This is a genomic window from Pseudomonas gozinkensis, from assembly GCF_014863585.1.
Taxonomy (GTDB): domain Bacteria; phylum Pseudomonadota; class Gammaproteobacteria; order Pseudomonadales; family Pseudomonadaceae; genus Aquipseudomonas; species Aquipseudomonas gozinkensis.
Map to the genome: position 1 here is coordinate 5,021,715 of NZ_CP062253.1, position 16,342 is coordinate 5,038,056.

Consider the following 16,342-nt stretch of genomic DNA (forward strand, 5'->3'; position numbering starts at 1 on the left):
TGGTGAGTCTGGCTTTTTACAAGGCCGAGAAGTCACAAAGCGCGCCGAGAGTAGCAGCTTTGCCAAGGGTCGACTAGAGCCAAAAGCGGCCCCCACAGTCATTTTCATGACTCAAGAACTACTGGCAGTCATTTTAGAGCAAAAATCCTATAACGCCTTGAAAGTCCCGGTTTTCGGGGGCTGGAAACAAAAAATCGCGAGCGGGCTCGCTCCCACAGGTTCACTGATGACCTTGTGGGAGCGAGCTTGTTCCGGGCGGCGATCCGACGATTGCGCGAAGCGCAGTTCTTTTAGGCGATATCGCGTAACTCTCTGCGCAGGATTTTCCCGACAGGCGTCATAGGCAAAGACTCACGCAGCACGATGTGTTTCGGCACCTTGTACGCGGTGAAATTCTCTTTGCAGTAGGCCTTCAGCTCTTCCAGGCTCACGCCGGTTTCGCGCGCCACCACAAACAGCTTCACCGCCTCGCCGGAGCGCTCGTCCGGCACGCCGATCACTGCGCAATTGGCGACTTTCGGGTGAGCCATCACCACGTCTTCGATTTCGTTCGGGTACACGTTGAAACCCGAGACGATGATCATGTCTTTCTTGCGGTCGACGATGCGCACGAACCCGTCCGGGTCGATCACCGCGATGTCGCCGGACTTGAACCAGCCCTCGGCATCCAGCACCTCGGCGGTGGCCTCGGGTTTCTGCCAGTAGCCCTTCATGATCTGCGGGCCCTTGATGCACAGCTCGCCGCGCTCGCCCAAAGGCTGTTCGACGCCGTCGTCATTGATGACTTTCAAGCGGGTGCCCGGCACCGGCAGACCGACCGTGCCGATCCGCGACAGCTCGCCGTACGGGTTGGTGCAGGCCACCGGCGAGGTTTCGGTCAGGCCGTAGCCTTCGGTGATGCGGCAACCGGTAATCTGCTCCCAGCGCTCGGCGGTGGCCTTGACCAGCGCGGTGCCACCGGAGTTGGTGAGTTTGAGGGTGGAGAAATCCAGAGTCTTGAAGTCCGGATGATCCATCAGCGCGACAAACAGCGTGTTGAGCCCCAGCAACGCCGAGAACTTCCAGTTCTTCAGCTCCTTGATGAAGCCGCCGATGTCACGCGGGTTGGTGATGAGAACGTTGTGGTTGCCCGACACCATCATGCACATGCAATTCGCGGTGAACGCATAGATGTGGTACAGCGGCAGCGGCGCGATCATCACCTCCTGCCCTTCGCGCAACAGTGGCTGGCCGTCGCTGCCGAATTGTCCGAGACAGGCGCGCACCTGCTGCATGTTGGCCACCAGATTGCCGTGAGTGAGCATCGCGCCCTTGGCCAGGCCGGTGGTGCCGCCGGTGTATTGCAAGACAGCGATGTCATCCAGACCGACCTTCATCGGCTTGATGCCCAAGCCCCGGCCCATGCGCAGCGCACTCTTGAAGGAGATCGCCTGGGGCAGCGAATACGCCGGGACCATTTTCTTCACTTTGCTGACCACGGTGTTGACCAGCCAGCCCTTGGCAGTGGGCATCAGGTCGCCCATCTTCGCTTCGATCAGATACTGAATGTCAGTGTCCGGCAGCACTTCCTGGACCTTCTGGCCGAACATGTTCAGGTACACCAGCGCCCGGGCGCCGGAGTCCTTGAACTGGTGACGCATTTCCCGCGCGGTGTACAGCGGGTTGGTGTTGACCACGATCAGCCCGGCACGCAACGCACCGAACACGGCAATTGGATAATGCAGGACGTTGGGCATCTGCACCGCGATGCGATCCCCAGGCGCGAGGTCGGTGTGGGCTTGCAGATAACCGGCGAACGCGGCGCTCTGGCGCTCCAGTTCGGCGTAGGTCAGGGTCACGCCCATGTTGCTGAACGCCGGGCGATCAGCGAATTTCTTGCAGGAACGCTCGAACACCTCGATCACCGACTTGAACTCACCCGCGTCGATGTCCAGGGGTACGCCCGCCGGGCGTTTGTCATTCCAGAAATCAGGTTGCATTGTTCTTGTCCTCTTTACCTGAGCCGATCCGGGGCCGCTTCGCTGTCATTTCTTTCTGTCCCTGAAAAAGCCGAGAGCAAAAAGCGGGGCTTCACGGACACTAGCAGCTATGGTCAATCAGGCAAATATGGGCAAGGTCCTCATTGATCGTGTGAATCTTCCTGCCGTGGCGTGAGCTGATCGGACGCGCTATACAATGCACCCTCTGCAAGACGCTTGAGCAAAAACAGGCCGCAAAAGGAATCGCCATGATCCACGACATCTTCTGGCTGGACGCCAGCGACCGCAGCCGCCTCTTCGTCAATCTGTGGCTGCCGAACTCGCCGCTGAAGGCGGTGATTCTGCTGGCTCACGGCATGGCGGAACACAGTGCCCGCTACGCACGGCTGGCAGAGGCGTTTTGCGCCGAAGGCTACGGTGTGTACGCGCCCGACCAACGCGGCCATGGCAAAACCGCCGATCATGGGACGCTGGGGCATTTCGCCGACGACGATGGCTGGTGCAAGGTGGTTGGTGATCTGGCCAGCCTCAATCAATTCCTCGGCCAGCGTCATCCAGGGGTGCCGATCGTGCTGCTTGGGCACAGCATGGGCAGCTACATTGCCCAGGCATATTTACTGCATCACAGCGCCAGCCTGCACGGCGCGATTCTCAGCGGCTCGAATTTCCAGCCGGTTGCGCTGTACCGTGCGGCCCGGCAGATCGCCCGGTTCGAAAAGCTGCGTCAGGGCGCCAAGGGCCGCAGCGCACTGATCGAATGGCTGTCGTTCGGCTCGTTCAACAAGGCATTCAAACCGGCGCATACCGCGTTTGACTGGCTCAGCCGCGACCCGGCCGAGGTCGACAGGTACGCCAACGATCCGCTGTGCGGCTTTCGCTGCACCAATCAGTTGTGGATCGATCTGCTCGGCGGGTTGCAGCAAATCAGCAAAGCGTCCAATCTCGCCCAGATTGATCCGGGCCTCCCGCTGCTGGTGATTGGCGGCGAATGTGATCCGGTGAGCGAAGGCAAGCGTCTGACTGATCTGGCCAATGCCTTGCGCACGGCCGGCAGCCAGAACCTGCAACTGAAGATCTACCCGCAGGCGCGGCACGAATTGTTCAACGAGAGCAACCGCGACGAAGTGACCGCCGATGTGCTGGCCTGGATCGATCAGGCCCTGAGCCATCACCGGCCGCACCGCAGCGAATAATTTTTTGTGGATTCATTTCATCTGTCACAGGAATTCAGACCCATGACCCAGGTTACCAACATCCCTTACGAAGCCCTCGAAGTGGGCCAGACCGCGAGCTACAGCAAGACCGTCGAAGAACGCGACATTCAGCTGTTCGCCGCGATGTCCGGTGACCACAACCCGGTGCACCTGGACGCCGAGTTCGCCGCCGCCAGCATGTTCAAGGAGCGCATCGCCCACGGCATGTTCAGCGGCGCGCTGATCAGTGCGGCAGTAGCCTGCGAGCTGCCTGGGCCGGGCACCATTTATATCGGCCAGCAGATGAGCTTCCAGAAGCCGGTGAAGATCGGCGACACCTTGACCGTGCGCCTGGAAATCCTCGAAAAGCTGCCGAAATTCCGTGTGCGCATCGCCACTCGCGTATTCAACCAGCGTGAAGAGCTGGTGGTGGACGGTGAAGCCGAGATCCTGGCGCCGCGCAAGCAACAGACCGTTACCCTGCCAACCTTGCCGGCCATCAGCATCGGCTGATTTTTTTTGCAAAGACACAAAGTGGGAGCGAGCTTGCTCGCGATAGGGCCAGATCAGTCAACATCACTGTTGAATGTCAGTCCGTCATCGCGAGCAAGCTCGCTCCCACAGTTTTTTGTGAAGCTTACGAGCGCGCGCGAGCCTGGTTGCGCAGGGCTTTCACCTGATCGTGATTGCGTTGCACGCCGTGGTACTGGCGTTCGACCAGGTCACGAATGCTCACCAGGTTGTGCTTGTTGATCTTCTCGATCGCTTCACGATAAGCCTTCAGGGCGTGGTCTTCACCGCGCTCGGCTTCGTTGAGCACCGCTTCTTCGTCCTTGCCGGTGAACATCGCTTTGACGTCGACCCAGCGACGGTGCAGATCACCGCTGACACTGGTCGAGGTTTCCGGATCACCGCCCATCGAACGCACCGCCGCCTGCAGCTCGGCCGCAGCCGTCGCGCAATCGGCAGAGCGTTGCACGAACACGGTTTTCAGTTCCGGGTGTTTGATGTCTTCAGCGCAGGTCTTGAACCCTTCCTGACCGTCCTTGCTGGTTTCGATCAGGTCGTTGAGGACGGAGATGGCTTCTTTATTCATGTCAGTCATTTTTCAATTCCTTGCGTGGGTGAAAGATGCAAGGAGTGTTGCAGTGGTCGTGCCAGCTTCTCTTTAATAATTTAATTGTTTATTTTCAATCACTTACAAATAAAACATAAATCTGTATGCCTGTTATTTGCATGATCTGTCATTTGGCCTGCATGCAGAATGCCTGTATTTTTCAAAGTGTTTTCAAAGCCAGACGATTGCAACGATGAACCCTGAAAAGCTCGAACTGTTGATCACCCGCGAAATGCCCTTTGGCAAATACAAAGGCCGGATCATTGCCGACCTGCCGGGCCCCTACCTGAACTGGTTCGCCCGGGAAGGATTTCCCCATGGCGAACTGGGCGGGCTGTTGGCGTTGATGCAGGAAATCGATCACAACGGCCTGTCGGAACTGCTCGAACCGCTGCGCGCCAAACACGGCAAACCTGCCCCGCGCCATTGAGGCGTCACCCTGATCCGAGTCGAGTCGACCATGCCCGATAACACCCGCCGCGCCCGAGACGAAGCCTTCTGGCAAACCTTCGCCGACCGTTACGACCGCCACCCCGGCCCCGTGAATCTGGAAAACGGTTACTTCGGGCGCATGTCGCGCACCGTGGTCGAGGAGTACCAGCGCAACATCGAGCTGATCAACAACAGCAACTCGATCTACGTGCGCCAGCGTTTCGAACAGCACGACAGCCTCGACATCCGCGCACAACTGGCCGAGCTGATTGGCGTCCGCGCGCAAAGCGTGGCATTCACCCACAACGCCACTGCCGGCCTGCAATCGCTGATCCGCAACTACAACCGCCTGCAGCCTGGCGACCAGGTGCTGATCTGCGACCTGGAGTACGACACGGTCAAGGGCGCCATGCGCTGGCTCGCGCATCATCGCGGGGTCGAGGTGATCGAGATCGAGCACGCCCACCCCGCCACCTTCGACAGCCTGCTGGCCACTTATCGCGAAGCCTTCGTCCGCTATCCGAAGCTCAAGCTGATGGCGCTGACCCACGTCACCCACCGCACCGGGCTGGTGATGCCGGTGCAGGCCATCGCCTCGCTGGCCAAGGAGCATGGCGTCGATATCATCCTTGATGGCGCCCATGCCCTCGGCCAGATCGAGTTCGACCTCGAAGCGCTGGGCATCGCCTTCGCCGGGTACAACCTGCACAAGTGGATCGGCTCGCCGCTGACGCTCGGCTTTCTGTACATCGCCCCGCAGCGCCTGGCCGACATCGACCCGGACATGGGAGAAATGCATTTCCCGCTCAACGATATCCGCTCGCGCACGCCTTACAGCACGCCGAACATTCCGGCGTTGATGACCTTGCCGCTGGTGTTCGAGGAACACCGCTCACTGGGTGGCGCGGCCGCCAAGGGCGCGCGGGTGAACTACCTGCGCAACCTGTGGGTCAGCGCGGTGCGCAACCTGCCGGGCATCGAGGTCACGACACCGGATGATCCGCGTCTGTATTGCGGCATCACCTCGCTGCGCTTTACCCGCCATGCCGACCAGCAGGCGATGGTCGAACGCCTGCTCAATGACTTCAACCTGTTCACCGTGGTGCGCAACGGCGCAGCCTGCGGGCCATGCATCCGCGTCACACCCTCGCTGACCACCACGGCGGCGGAGATTCAGTGGCTGGTTCAGGCGCTGAACGAACTGCGCTAAACCGTGTACTTGTCGAAGTCCTCGGGCTTGATCTGCGACGACACCGCAAAGGTGTCGATGCCGATCGAGAGGTGGCCGAAGTAACCGTCCTCGTGAGAGTCGCGGCCGATCGGCCAGACCGTCAGGGTCGAGGCCTCTCCGCCCATGCTGGCGTAGTAGGCATCATCGGTATTGCACAGCGGCACCGAACCGCGCCCACGATAGGCCTTGGCGTTGAGCACACCACGGGATACCACCTCCGGAAAATAAAGCTGCCCGACCCAGGCTACATTGCGCTCCTCCAGATATTCGTTACCGCAGACGATGCGCACCGCCACGTGAATGTGCAGCGCGCGACCAGCGTAGAAACCCGGATAGATCGTGGTAAAGCGCACCCTGCCCTTGTGGTCGCTGAACTGTGCACCGCGCAGGTAGGTGTCATCGTCGGTTCGCGGGATCGAGCCGATGTCCTCGACGTCGACTTCCAGATCCGGGTTCACCCGGCTCCAGCCGGAATACGCGCCGCGCGCGTTGCAGTGCCAGATATCCACCAGCGCACCGCTGACCGGCTCGGCGGTCATCGCATCGACGATGGTCAGGCGCAAGAGCAATGGCAATCCCTCGGCGCCTTCGCTGATGTTGCGACGCAGCAGTTTCGGATTGCGGAAATACGGCCCGGCGACTTGCTCGGGGGCCAGTTGATAAACCGATGGAGCTGAAGGCTGGTTATCCATGACGCGTTCTCTCTTCCATAAGATGAACGCAGGTTAACGTCACACGCAAAGCCAGGTGCGGTAACTATGTATCTCCAGATAACGTATCTCGAGATAACGAAGTTTTTTGCGGGCAAAAAAAACGGTGCACCGACCAAGCGCACCGTAAAGCCGTAGAACACACAACGAAGTGTCAGTTGAAAATCAGTCCAGCAGCGCCAGAGCCTCGGCGGTGCATTCCTGAATGCGGGCCCAGTCGCCGTTCTTGATCCACTCAGGATCGAGCATCCAGCTACCGCCCACGCACATGACGTTTTTCAGCGCCATGTAGCTCTTGATGTTGGCAGGGCCGACACCGCCGGTCGGGCAGAATTTCACTTCGCCGAACGGGCCGCCGAGGGCCTTGATTGCAGCCACGCCACCGCTGACTTCAGCCGGGAACAGCTTGAAGCGGCGATAACCCAGGCCGTAGCCTTCCATGATGCCGGAGGCATTGCTGATACCCGGCAGCAGCGGGATCGGGCTTTCGACGCTGGCTTCCAGCAGGTCACGGGTGATGCCCGGGGTGACAATGAATTGCGAACCGGCGGCTTCGGCCGCGGCCAGCATGTTGCGGTCGAGCACGGTACCGGCACCGGTCACCAGTTCCGGGCGCTGTTCGCGCAGGATCTGGATCGCCTTGAGGCCGAACTGCGAACGCAGGGTCACTTCCAGCGCGGTCAGACCGCCGGCAGCCAGGGCGTCGGCCAGCGGCAGCACGTCCTGTTCACGGGCGATGGTGATCACCGGCAGGATCCGCGCCTTGGCGCAGAGGCTGTCGATCAGGGCAACTTTGTCCGCCATGGAAACGGTCGGGGATGGGGTTTTCATAGCGGCTGTTCCTTGGCTCATGGGCACCAGTAAATCTCTAACGTAGGTTGCAGAAACGCGCGAACCGGCATGGCGGCGACGTCGTTGGATGCCAGTGCGGCATTCAGGGTGGTCAGTTTCGACTGACCGGAAATCGACAGAATCTTGTGCCGGGCCGAAGCCAGCAGCGCGCGGCTCATGGTCAGGCGCTGACGCGGCACGCTGGGCGCCAGCATCGGCCAGCAGCGACGGGTGCCGTCGGCCAGGGCTTCAGCCAGGTTCGGGCTGTCCGGGAACAGCGACGCGGTGTGACCGTCATCGCCCATGCCCAGCACCAGCACATCGATTGGCGGCAACTCGGCGAGCAAACGATCGGCCTGCTCCGCAGCCTGCTCGACGTTGGCCGCCGCGCTGTAGAGGCTGAGGAACTGCGCCTTGGCCGCCGGCCCCTTGAGCAGATACTGCTTGAGCAGACCGGCATTGCTGTCGGCGTGTTCGACCGGCACCCAGCGCTCGTCGGCGAGGGTCACGACGACCTTCGACCAGTCCAGTTCCTGCTTGGCCAGGTGCTGGAAAAACGCCACCGGGCTACGACCGCCGGACACCACCAGCACGGCGTTGCCACGTGCCGCCAGCGCTTCGCTCAATTGCTTGGCGACATTCAGCGCCAAGCCTTCGGCGAGTAGCACCGGGCTCTTGAATTCGCGGGCATTCACGCCCTCGGGCAGTTTCACTTCAGATATCGCCATACCACGACCTCCCGTCCCGCGTGATCAGTGCAATGGAGCTCATCGGCCCCCACGACCCGGCCGCATACGGCTTGGGCGCGTCACCGGATTTTTTCCACCCGGCGATCAACTGGTCACACCATTTCCACGCGGCTTCGATTTCATCTTTACGGACAAACAGGTTCTGATTGCCGTTCATCACTTCCAGCAACAACCGCTCGTAGGCATCGGGGATCCGAGCGCTGCGCCAGGTGTCGGAAAAATTCAGTTGCAGCGGACCGCTGCGCAGTTGCATGCCCTTGTCCAGGCCTTGCTCCTTGGTCATCACGCGCAAGGAAATGCCTTCGTCCGGTTGCAGGCGGATGATCAGTTTGTTGCTGATCTGCAGGCGCTGCTCGGGGGCGAAGATGTAGTGCGACGGTTCCTTGAAGTGGATGACGATCTGTGACAGTTTCTGCGGCATGCGCTTGCCGGTACGCAGGTAGAACGGCACGCCGGCCCAGCGCCAGTTGCGGATGTCGGCACGCAGGGCGACGAAGGTCTCGGTGTCGCTCTGGGCGTTGGAATTCGGTTCTTCGAGGTAGCCCGGCACGGATTTGCCTTCGCTGTGCCCGGCGATGTACTGGCCGCGCACCACTTGAGTGGTCAGGCCTTCCGGACTGATCGGCGCCAGGGCCTTGAGCACTTTCACTTTTTCATCACGGATGCTGTCGGCGGACAGGTCGGCCGGCGGGTCCATGGCGATCAGGCAGAGCAGTTGCAGCAGGTGGTTCTGGATCATGTCCCGCAGCTGACCGGCCTTGTCGAAGTAACCCCAGCGGCCTTCGATACCGACCTTCTCGGCCACGGTGATTTCCACGTGGGAGATGTAGTTCTGGTTCCACTGGGTTTCGAACAGGCTGTTGGCGAAACGCAGGGCGATCAGGTTCTGGACGGTTTCTTTACCCAAGTAGTGGTCGATACGGTAGGTGCGGTTCTCCGGGAAGAACTGCGCCACGGCGTCGTTGACCTTGCGCGAAGACTCCAGATCGGAGCCGATCGGTTTTTCCAGCACCACGCGGGTGTTTTCGGCCAGGCCGACGTTCGCCAGGTTCTCGCAGATCGCGCCGTACACCGCCGCCGGGGTGGCGAAGTAGGCAATCATGCGCTGCGTGCTGCCGGCCAGTTCGGCCAGCGCCACATAATCTTCAGCCTTGAGGAAGTCGACGTGCAGGTAGGTCAGGCGCGCCAGAAAGCGCTCGGCCACGGCCTCGTCCAGTTCCTTGCCCACGTAACGGCGCAGTTCGGCGGCAATGAATGCCAGGTGCTGCTGCTCGGTGCCTTCTTCCCGGGCCAGCGCGATAATACGCGTGTCCTCGTGCAGCAGGCCGGCGCCATCAAGGTGATAAAGGGCAGGAAACAGCTTGCGCAGGGCCAGATCGCCCAAGGCGCCGAACAAGGCGAAGGTGCACGGTTCAACCGTAATCGAAGGCATGATGTTTGTTCTTTTATCAAGTTAAGCTACAAATACCTTTTTTCAAGGCATCACTCAAGGGAAAATGTAGTAATAACCACAACATTTTCGCAAAATACAGATTCCGAGTGGTGGTCGGTCGGAGCCATCAGTAGGATAGGCCACCGTCACGGGCCACATCAAAGGCCCAATTTGCATAGCCGCGCGCTTATCGGCGCCGGTGAATCTAGGAATTCTTATGGACCGCGTGCGAAATTTACTGGAACAGATCCAGAGTCGCCTTGAAGAGCTGAACAAGGCCGAACGCAAAGTCGCCGAAGTGATCCTGCTCAACCCACAGCAGGCCACCCGCTTCAGCATCGCCGCCCTCGCCCAGGCGGCGTCGGTCAGTGAACCGACGGTCAACCGTTTCTGCCGTTCGTTCGGCGTCAGCGGCTACCCCGAACTCAAGTTGCAACTGGCCCAGAGCCTGGCCAGCGGCGCGGCGTATGTCAGCCGTGCAGTAGAAGCCGACGACAATCCCGAGGCTTACACGCAGAAAATTTTCGGCAGTGCGATCGCATCCTTGGACAGCGCTTGCCAGGCGCTGGACCCGAACCTGATCAGCCGCGCCGTCGACCTGTTGATCCAGGCCCGGCAGATCCACTTCTTCGGCCTGGGCGCTTCGGCTCCTGTCGCTTTGGACGCACAGCACAAGTTCTTCCGTTTCAACCTGGCGGTCACCGCCCACGCCGATGTGCTGATGCAAAGGATGATTGCTTCGGTGGCGCATACCGGCGAGCTGTTCGTGATCATTTCCTACACCGGCCGCACCCGCGAACTGGTGGAAGTGGCGCGCATCGCCCGGGAGAACGGCGCTTCGGTGCTGGGCCTGACAGCAGAGAATTCGCCGCTGGCCAAGGCCAGTACGCTGAGCCTGAATATTCCGTTGCCGGAAGACACCGACATCTATATGCCGATGACTTCGCGGATCATTCAGTTGACGGTGCTGGATGTGTTGGCGACGGGGATGACGCTGCGTCGCGGGGTGGATTTCCAGCCGCATTTGCGCAAGATCAAAGAGAGTTTGAATGCCAGCCGGTATCCGGTGGGTGACGAGTTCAACTGAAGATCAAAAACCCCTCACCCTGATCGTTCCCACGCTCTGCGTGGGAATGCCTCTAGGGACGCTCCGCGTCCAGTGACGCGGAGCGTCACGGGCTGCATTCCCACGCGGACGGTTCGACGCCTCGACGTGGGAACGATCATCGCTCTGCATGGGAACGATCATTAGGCAGCCGCCCAAGCCTGCAAACTCAGATGCGCCTTCTCCCCCGGCGCCAGATGCAGGCTGTCGGTGCCGCCCGCCGCCGCTTCAACACAGACAAATTCCGAGATCTCATCCCAGCTCACGCCCAGCAACGGCCGCGCCCCCGGATGCCACACCACGGTGTCCGCGCTGTCACCGGTATCGATGCACAATTCGCGCTGCCAGGCGTGATCCTTGAGCTGCAATTCGCCGTCGTGCTGGAACACGCGCTGACAGCCACCATCGACCCGCAACTCGCCTTCCTGCTGGCAAACCTCACGGTTCAACTGGTCGTAACCCTGCGCCCCTTCGAGCCCAGACAGCGCTATCTCGCTCACGTCGCCAATACGCCAGTAAGCGTGCAAAGCCTGACTCAACTGGCACGGCATGTCGTCCTGATGCTCGGTGCTCAGACGCAATTCCATGCGTTCGCCCAGGTGCGCGTGCAGGTCCACCTGCCAGTCGCACAGCTGCAATTGCCAATGCAGGCGCACGCCGTCATCGCCGGTGCTGCTGTCGAGCAGTTTCCAGTCCAGCAGTCGCGCCCAGCCATGGGACGGCCAGGCGTTTTCGCTCGGGTGACGGCCATACCACGGCCAGCACACCGGCACGCCGCCGCGAATCGCGCCGACATGCGGCCACTTCGCCGCACACCACAACCACGGTTTCTGCCCGCGCGGTTGAAAGTGCAGCAATTGCGCCCCTTGGCGACTGAACACCGCCTGGCACAGCGGATGATCGATCACCAGCACATCGCGCATCTGATAGCGCTCCCAGGCGAACACCGGTCGTTCGCGCAGGGATTTGAAGAAGCGTTGCAGCGGATGCTCATGCATGGGCCACGGTTCCAGATTCAGCTTTCATGGGCTGCGACACCCCTTTCCAAAAAAAAGCGGACAGCCTGGGCTGTCCGCAAATATGCGCACATAGAGAGGAGCTTATCGCAGACGCGTCAGAACGTAGACTGAATTTTCAGGCCAGCGACCAAAGCGTTATCCACTTCATCCACACCGCCCGGATGAGTGATGTATTGCAGGTTCGGGCGTACGGTCAGCCAGTTGGTCACGTGGAAGCCGTAGTTGATCTCGTAGTTGTATTCGGTTTCACGAATCGGCGCGAACACCGGATTGTCGTAGTCCGAAACACCGTTGGAGACGTTGAGCAGCTCGGCGTTTTTCTTCACATCATCGTTGACGTGAATACGTGCCGCACCGATACCGATGTCATCCTTCGGACGCGCATCGAACAGACCTTTGTACACAAACATCACGGACTGGTAGTTGTCGATGAAGTTGGTGTCCTTGTCGTGGAACGTGGCGTTGGCAGCGATGCTCAGACCACGGCTCTTGTCACCGTTGTGGCTGGTGAGTTGCTGTTGCGCAACGAACCAGTAACCGTGCTTGCTGCTGTGGGTGCGGTAGGCATCACCGGTGGTCGCCGCGTCGAAACCGTTGACGTCTTCGCGAACGTCGTCGGCATCGGCCGTGCTCTTGTAGTAACCGACACGATATTCGCCCGGCAGGCTGTTCGGGTTAGGCAACCAGACCAGCTCCACTGGCAAAACGGTGCCTTTGGTGCCGCTGCCGCTCAACTTGAAGCCGTTGCCGTGTTCCAGTTGCGACGGGTTCTGGTTGTACGCACCGATCTGTGCGTAGAGCTCGTCGTTGATGTTGTATTTGACGCGAATGGCCGCCTGGCTGACTGGCCAGTTGTACCAGATGTTGGTCGCCCAGTTACCCACTTGCGAACCGCAGAACGCCAGGTTCTGGAACTCGCACGGGAAGGTGTTGAAGTCTTCGCCTTCGCCGAAGTAACCGGCCTTGATGTCGAGCTTGTTGTCGAAGAACTGATGTTTGATCCACAGCTGGGTCAGACGCACCATGTGACCACGACCGTAGACTTCCTGCGAGGAGCTGAGGGTGCCGGCACGCGGATCGCCAACGCGGTCGTTGGAAATGTTGTAGCCGTTACGGTTGGTGAACTGGACCTTGGCCTGGGTGTTGTCCCAGCCCCACAGTTTTTGCAGATCCAGCGCCACGCCCAGACCGAACTGGTCAGCGTAACGCGCTGTCTTGTCGTCGTTGTAACCGCCGTGAAGGTTGCCGCCCACTTCACCGACATAGTCCATCTTGATGTCGATACCCTGCTCGATCAGCTTGGTACGTTCGCCACCCCAGTCCCCGGTCATCCACTCCGAATCGGAGCTGAACGCGTCAGCCGCGTGGACGCTACCGGCCAGCATCATTGCCGCAATCGCCGACAACTGACCGATACGCTGAGCGTTGTTGTTCTTCTTCATCCCTACATCCTCGTTTTATTGTTATTAACTGTTCTTCTTATCTAACGCGGTTTACATCTGATGCGGCGCGCGACAGGCCACGCACCGCGTGCTCCCTGCGGAAACGGGCGAGCCCGCTCCCGCACGTGTTCATCAGCGACCCTTGAACTGGGCCACGTTGGCGCTGTGCGATTCGGTTTTCGGCAGGCCTGCAACCCCCAGGCGCTCACCGGACTTCGCATCGAACAGCAGCACTTTCGACGGATCGAATTGCAGGGTCAGGGTTTCGCCCACCTGCGGCGCCACGTCCGGCGCCAGACGGCAGCAGACCTTGGTGTCGTTCAGGTTGACGAACACCAGGGTGTCGGGACCGGTCGGTTCGGTAACCTGCACTTCAGCCTTGATGCTCGGCAGGCCGTTGCCCTCGCCGTAAGCCAGGGCGATCTGCTCCGGGCGCAGGCCGAGGATCACTTCGCGATCTTCGAGACCGGCATCCTGCATCGCCATCGGCAATTCGCACCGGGCCTGGCCACTGTCGAGCAGCGCCACCAGACGGCCGTCCTTGCGTTGCAGGCGCAGCGGAATGAAGTTCATCGGCGGCGAACCGATGAAGCTCGCCACGAACAGGTTGGCCGGGTCGTTATAGATCTCTTTCGGCGTACCGAACTGCTGGATGATCCCGTCCTTCATCACCGCCACTTTGTCGCCCAGGGTCATCGCTTCGATCTGGTCGTGGGTCACGTAGACCGTGGTGGTTTTCAGGCGCTGGTGCATCAGTTTCATTTCGGTGCGCATCTCGACGCGCAACTTGGCGTCGAGGTTGGACAGCGGTTCGTCGAACAGATAGATCTTCGGGCGACGCGCCAGTGCACGGCCCATCGCCACGCGCTGTTGCTGGCCACCGGAGAGCTGGCCCGGCTTGCGATTGAGCAGGTGCTCGATCTGCAGCAGCTTGGCCACGCGGGCGACTTCTTCGTCGATCGCCGACTGGCTCATCTTGCGGATCTTCAGACCGAACTCGATGTTCTCGCGCACGCTCATGGTCGGGTACAGCGCGTAGGACTGGAACACCATGGCGATGTCGCGATCTTTCGGGCTCATGCCGCTGACGTCCTGGTCACCGATCATGATCGCGCCGCCGGTGATGGTTTCCAGGCCGGCGATGCAGTTCATCAGGGTCGACTTACCGCAGCCCGAAGGCCCGACGAGGATCAGGAACTCACCGTCCTTGATCGACAGTTCGATGTTCTTCAGGGTGTCCGGCAGGCCGGCACCGTAGGTCTTGTTTACATTGCGAAGTTCGAGCGTAGCCATGATTACCCCTTGACTGCGCCGGCCGTCAGCCCGCGCACGAAATACTTGCCTGCGACCACATAGACCAGCAGGGTCGGCAGCCCGGCGATCATCGCCGCCGCCATATCCACGTTGTATTCCTTGGCCCCGGTGCTGGTGTTGACCAGGTTGTTCAGCGCCACCGTGATCGGTTGCGAATCACCGCTGGAGAACACCACGCCGAACAGGAAGTCGTTCCAGATCTGGGTGAACTGCCAGATCAGGCAGACCATGATGATCGGGGTGGACATCGGCAGGATGATCTGGCGGAAGATCGTGAAGAAGCCCGCGCCATCGAGACGAGCCGCCTTGATCAACGCATCCGGGATGCTCACGTAGTAGTTACGGAAAAACAGCGTGGTGAACGCCAGGCCGTAGACCACATGAATGAACACCAGGCCGGTGGTGGTGCTCGCCAGGCCCATCTTGCCGAGGGTGAACGACGCCGGCAGCAGCACGGTCTGGAACGGCAGGAAGCAGCCGAACAACAGCAGACCGAAGAACAGCTGCGATCCGCGGAAGCGCCAAAACGACAGCACATAACCGTTCAATGCACCGATGGCGGTGGAGATGATCACGGCCGGAACGGTGATCTTGATCGAGTTCCAGAAGTAGCCATCAACGGTGGCCCAGGCTTTCACCCAGCCGATGCCGCTGACCACGGTCGGCCAGCTCAGCAGGTTGCCGGTGGAGATGTCTTCCGGGGTCTTGAAGCTGGTCAGCAGCATGACCACCAGCGGTACCAGATACAGCAGGACCGCAAGGATCAGCACCGCGTAGATCGCGATGCGACTCAGGCTGATGGCCGGTTTGGAGGCGAGACTAGTCATGACGCTTGGTCCTCAGCTCGGAGTACAGGTAAGGCACGATGATCGCGAGGATCGCACCGAGCATCAGGATTGCACTGGCCGAGCCCATGCCCATCTGTCCACGGCTGAAGGTGAACGAGTACATGAACATCGCCGGCAAATCGGAGGAGTAACCCGGGCCGCCGGCCGTCATGGCCGCCACCAGGTCGAAGCTCTTGATCGCGATGTGCGCCAGGATCATCACCGCACTGAAGAACACCGGGCGCAGGCTTGGCAGCACCACTTTCCAGTAGATGCGCGGCATGCTCGCGCCGTCGATCTGGGCGGCACGGATGATCGATTGATCGACGCCACGCAGACCGGCGAGGAACATCGCCATGATGAAGCCCGAGGCTTGCCAGACCGCCGCGATCACCAGGCAATACACCACGCGATCCGGGTCGATCAGCCAGTCGAGACGGAAGCCTTCCCAGCCCCAGTCCCGCAGCAATTTGTCCAGGCCCATGCCCGGGTTGAGCAGCCATTTCCACGCGGTACCGGTCACGATCATCGAGAGCGCCATCGGGTACAGGTAAATGGTGCGGATAAAGCCTTCGCGACGGATTTTCTGGTCGAGGAAAATCGCCAGGGTCACGCCGATTACCAGGGTGATGCCGATGAACATGCCGCCGAACACGGCCAGGTTCTTGCTCGCCACCCACCAGCGGTCGTTGTCGAACAGACGCTCGTATTGCGCCAGGCCTGCCCACTTGTAGTTCGGCAGGAAGGTCGACGTGGTGAACGACAGGACAAACGTCCAGAGGATATAGCCATAGAAGCCCACCAGAACGATGAACATGCTCGGCGCCAGCACCAGTTTCGGTAGCCAGCGCTGCAATGCGTCGAACGGCGAGGCCTTGCTGAACACAGCAACAGAACTCATGGGAAGATCCAGTAAAGAAGATGAAGGACCGCTGCAAGCGGCAGGCTTCAGGCCGATGCG

General features: G+C 60.4%; 16 protein-coding genes. 5 read left to right on the plus strand and 11 right to left on the minus strand.

Translation table 11 applies throughout. The features are described from left to right. Positions 1-290: 290 nt before the first annotated feature. Positions 291-1,979 carry a long-chain-fatty-acid--CoA ligase FadD2 gene (gene fadD2 / locus IHQ43_RS22340; RefSeq protein ID WP_192562141.1) on the minus strand — a complete coding sequence of 563 codons (1,689 nt, stop codon included), beginning with the start codon at positions 1,977-1,979 and terminating at the stop codon, positions 291-293. A gap of 248 nt (positions 1,980-2,227) precedes the next feature. Here fadD2 and IHQ43_RS22345 point away from each other — a divergent pair, with 248 nt between their 5' ends. Together IHQ43_RS22345 and IHQ43_RS22350 are read left to right on the plus strand one after the other, a co-directional pair. Then, on the plus strand, positions 2,228-3,172 hold the full coding sequence (locus tag IHQ43_RS22345) for an alpha/beta hydrolase (RefSeq protein WP_192562142.1): 945 nt from the start codon (positions 2,228-2,230) through the stop codon (positions 3,170-3,172). A 42-nt stretch (positions 3,173-3,214) separates the two neighbouring features. Continuing rightward, the gene (locus IHQ43_RS22350) at positions 3,215-3,685 is read left to right on the plus strand and encodes a MaoC family dehydratase (RefSeq protein WP_192562143.1); all 471 of its coding nucleotides are present in this window, start codon (positions 3,215-3,217) and stop codon (positions 3,683-3,685) included. 124 nt (positions 3,686-3,809) lie between these two features. Here the strand turns inward: IHQ43_RS22350 and IHQ43_RS22355 are convergent, their stop codons facing one another. After that, complete coding sequence (locus IHQ43_RS22355; RefSeq protein WP_192562144.1) at positions 3,810-4,277, minus strand: ferritin-like domain-containing protein; 468 nt, start codon at positions 4,275-4,277, stop codon at positions 3,810-3,812. A gap of 205 nt (positions 4,278-4,482) precedes the next feature. Here IHQ43_RS22355 and IHQ43_RS22360 point away from each other — a divergent pair, with 205 nt between their 5' ends. Beyond that, positions 4,483-4,719 carry a DUF3820 family protein gene (locus tag IHQ43_RS22360; RefSeq protein WP_003213031.1) on the plus strand — a complete coding sequence of 79 codons (237 nt, stop codon included), beginning with the start codon at positions 4,483-4,485 and terminating at the stop codon, positions 4,717-4,719. 30 nt (positions 4,720-4,749) lie between these two features. Continuing rightward, positions 4,750-5,931 (plus strand): aminotransferase class V-fold PLP-dependent enzyme, encoded by a 1,182-nt coding sequence (locus IHQ43_RS22365; protein WP_192562145.1) that lies wholly within the window; start codon positions 4,750-4,752, stop codon positions 5,929-5,931. On the opposite strand, the gene IHQ43_RS22370 is transcribed toward IHQ43_RS22365, so the two are convergent. From IHQ43_RS22370 to zwf, 4 genes are all read right to left on the minus strand, one after another. Next, a complete protein-coding gene (locus tag IHQ43_RS22370) occupies positions 5,928-6,644 on the minus strand; it encodes an intradiol ring-cleavage dioxygenase (RefSeq protein ID WP_192562146.1) in 717 nt (238 codons plus the stop codon). The genes IHQ43_RS22365 and IHQ43_RS22370 overlap by 4 nt on opposite strands. Positions 6,645-6,827: 183 nt before the next feature. Continuing rightward, positions 6,828-7,493: a bifunctional 4-hydroxy-2-oxoglutarate aldolase/2-dehydro-3-deoxy-phosphogluconate aldolase gene (locus tag IHQ43_RS22375; protein WP_064383724.1), complete on the minus strand. Its 666-nt coding sequence runs from the start codon at positions 7,491-7,493 to the stop codon at positions 6,828-6,830. 17 nt (positions 7,494-7,510) lie between these two features. Further along, the gene (pgl, locus tag IHQ43_RS22380) at positions 7,511-8,221 is read right to left on the minus strand and encodes a 6-phosphogluconolactonase (protein ID WP_192562147.1); all 711 of its coding nucleotides are present in this window, start codon (positions 8,219-8,221) and stop codon (positions 7,511-7,513) included. Then, positions 8,208-9,674, minus strand: a complete 1,467-nt coding sequence (zwf, locus tag IHQ43_RS22385; protein ID WP_192562148.1) for a glucose-6-phosphate dehydrogenase — start codon at positions 9,672-9,674, stop codon at positions 8,208-8,210. The genes pgl and zwf overlap by 14 nt, the downstream gene beginning before the upstream one ends. Positions 9,675-9,900: 226 nt before the next feature. Here zwf and IHQ43_RS22390 point away from each other — a divergent pair, with 226 nt between their 5' ends. Then, the gene (locus IHQ43_RS22390) at positions 9,901-10,761 is read left to right on the plus strand and encodes a MurR/RpiR family transcriptional regulator (protein WP_169842436.1); all 861 of its coding nucleotides are present in this window, start codon (positions 9,901-9,903) and stop codon (positions 10,759-10,761) included. Positions 10,762-10,922: 161 nt separating this feature from the next. Here the strand turns inward: IHQ43_RS22390 and IHQ43_RS22395 are convergent, their stop codons facing one another. The 5 genes from IHQ43_RS22395 to IHQ43_RS22415 form a co-directional block, all read right to left on the minus strand. Continuing rightward, positions 10,923-11,777, minus strand: coding sequence for a D-hexose-6-phosphate mutarotase (locus IHQ43_RS22395; protein ID WP_192562149.1), 855 nt, complete (start codon positions 11,775-11,777; stop codon positions 10,923-10,925). A gap of 116 nt (positions 11,778-11,893) precedes the next feature. Then, on the minus strand, positions 11,894-13,240 hold the full coding sequence (locus tag IHQ43_RS22400; RefSeq protein WP_192562150.1) for a carbohydrate porin: 1,347 nt from the start codon (positions 13,238-13,240) through the stop codon (positions 11,894-11,896). A gap of 132 nt (positions 13,241-13,372) precedes the next feature. Next, positions 13,373-14,533 carry an ABC transporter ATP-binding protein gene (locus IHQ43_RS22405; RefSeq protein ID WP_192562151.1) on the minus strand — a complete coding sequence of 387 codons (1,161 nt, stop codon included), beginning with the start codon at positions 14,531-14,533 and terminating at the stop codon, positions 13,373-13,375. Positions 14,534-14,535: 2 nt separating this feature from the next. Next, positions 14,536-15,381, minus strand: a complete 846-nt coding sequence (locus tag IHQ43_RS22410) for a carbohydrate ABC transporter permease (protein WP_007951164.1) — start codon at positions 15,379-15,381, stop codon at positions 14,536-14,538. Further along, complete coding sequence (locus tag IHQ43_RS22415; protein ID WP_007951166.1) at positions 15,374-16,282, minus strand: carbohydrate ABC transporter permease; 909 nt, start codon at positions 16,280-16,282, stop codon at positions 15,374-15,376. The genes IHQ43_RS22410 and IHQ43_RS22415 overlap by 8 nt, the downstream gene beginning before the upstream one ends. Positions 16,283-16,342: the final 60 nt, after the last annotated feature.

Bases quoted from the DNA above. Each gene is read 5' to 3' on its own strand.
- fadD2 (WP_192562141.1), bottom strand. From the start codon at position 1,979: ATGCAACCTGATTTCTGGAATGACAAACGCCCGGCGGGCGTACCCCTG.
- IHQ43_RS22345 (WP_192562142.1), top strand. From the start codon at position 2,228: ATGATCCACGACATCTTCTGGCTGGACGCCAGCGACCGCAGCCGCCTC.
- IHQ43_RS22350 (WP_192562143.1), top strand. From the start codon at position 3,215: ATGACCCAGGTTACCAACATCCCTTACGAAGCCCTCGAAGTGGGCCAG.
- IHQ43_RS22355 (WP_192562144.1), bottom strand. From the start codon at position 4,277: ATGACTGACATGAATAAAGAAGCCATCTCCGTCCTCAACGACCTGATC.
- IHQ43_RS22360 (WP_003213031.1), top strand. From the start codon at position 4,483: ATGAACCCTGAAAAGCTCGAACTGTTGATCACCCGCGAAATGCCCTTT.
- IHQ43_RS22365 (WP_192562145.1), top strand. From the start codon at position 4,750: ATGCCCGATAACACCCGCCGCGCCCGAGACGAAGCCTTCTGGCAAACC.
- IHQ43_RS22370 (WP_192562146.1), bottom strand. From the start codon at position 6,644: ATGGATAACCAGCCTTCAGCTCCATCGGTTTATCAACTGGCCCCCGAG.
- IHQ43_RS22375 (WP_064383724.1), bottom strand. From the start codon at position 7,493: ATGAAAACCCCATCCCCGACCGTTTCCATGGCGGACAAAGTTGCCCTG.
- pgl (WP_192562147.1), bottom strand. From the start codon at position 8,221: ATGGCGATATCTGAAGTGAAACTGCCCGAGGGCGTGAATGCCCGCGAA.
- zwf (WP_192562148.1), bottom strand. From the start codon at position 9,674: ATGCCTTCGATTACGGTTGAACCGTGCACCTTCGCCTTGTTCGGCGCC.
- IHQ43_RS22395 (WP_192562149.1), bottom strand. From the start codon at position 11,777: ATGCATGAGCATCCGCTGCAACGCTTCTTCAAATCCCTGCGCGAACGA.
- IHQ43_RS22400 (WP_192562150.1), bottom strand. From the start codon at position 13,240: ATGAAGAAGAACAACAACGCTCAGCGTATCGGTCAGTTGTCGGCGATT.
- IHQ43_RS22405 (WP_192562151.1), bottom strand. From the start codon at position 14,533: ATGGCTACGCTCGAACTTCGCAATGTAAACAAGACCTACGGTGCCGGC.
- IHQ43_RS22410 (WP_007951164.1), bottom strand. From the start codon at position 15,381: ATGACTAGTCTCGCCTCCAAACCGGCCATCAGCCTGAGTCGCATCGCG.
- IHQ43_RS22415 (WP_007951166.1), bottom strand. From the start codon at position 16,282: ATGAGTTCTGTTGCTGTGTTCAGCAAGGCCTCGCCGTTCGACGCATTG.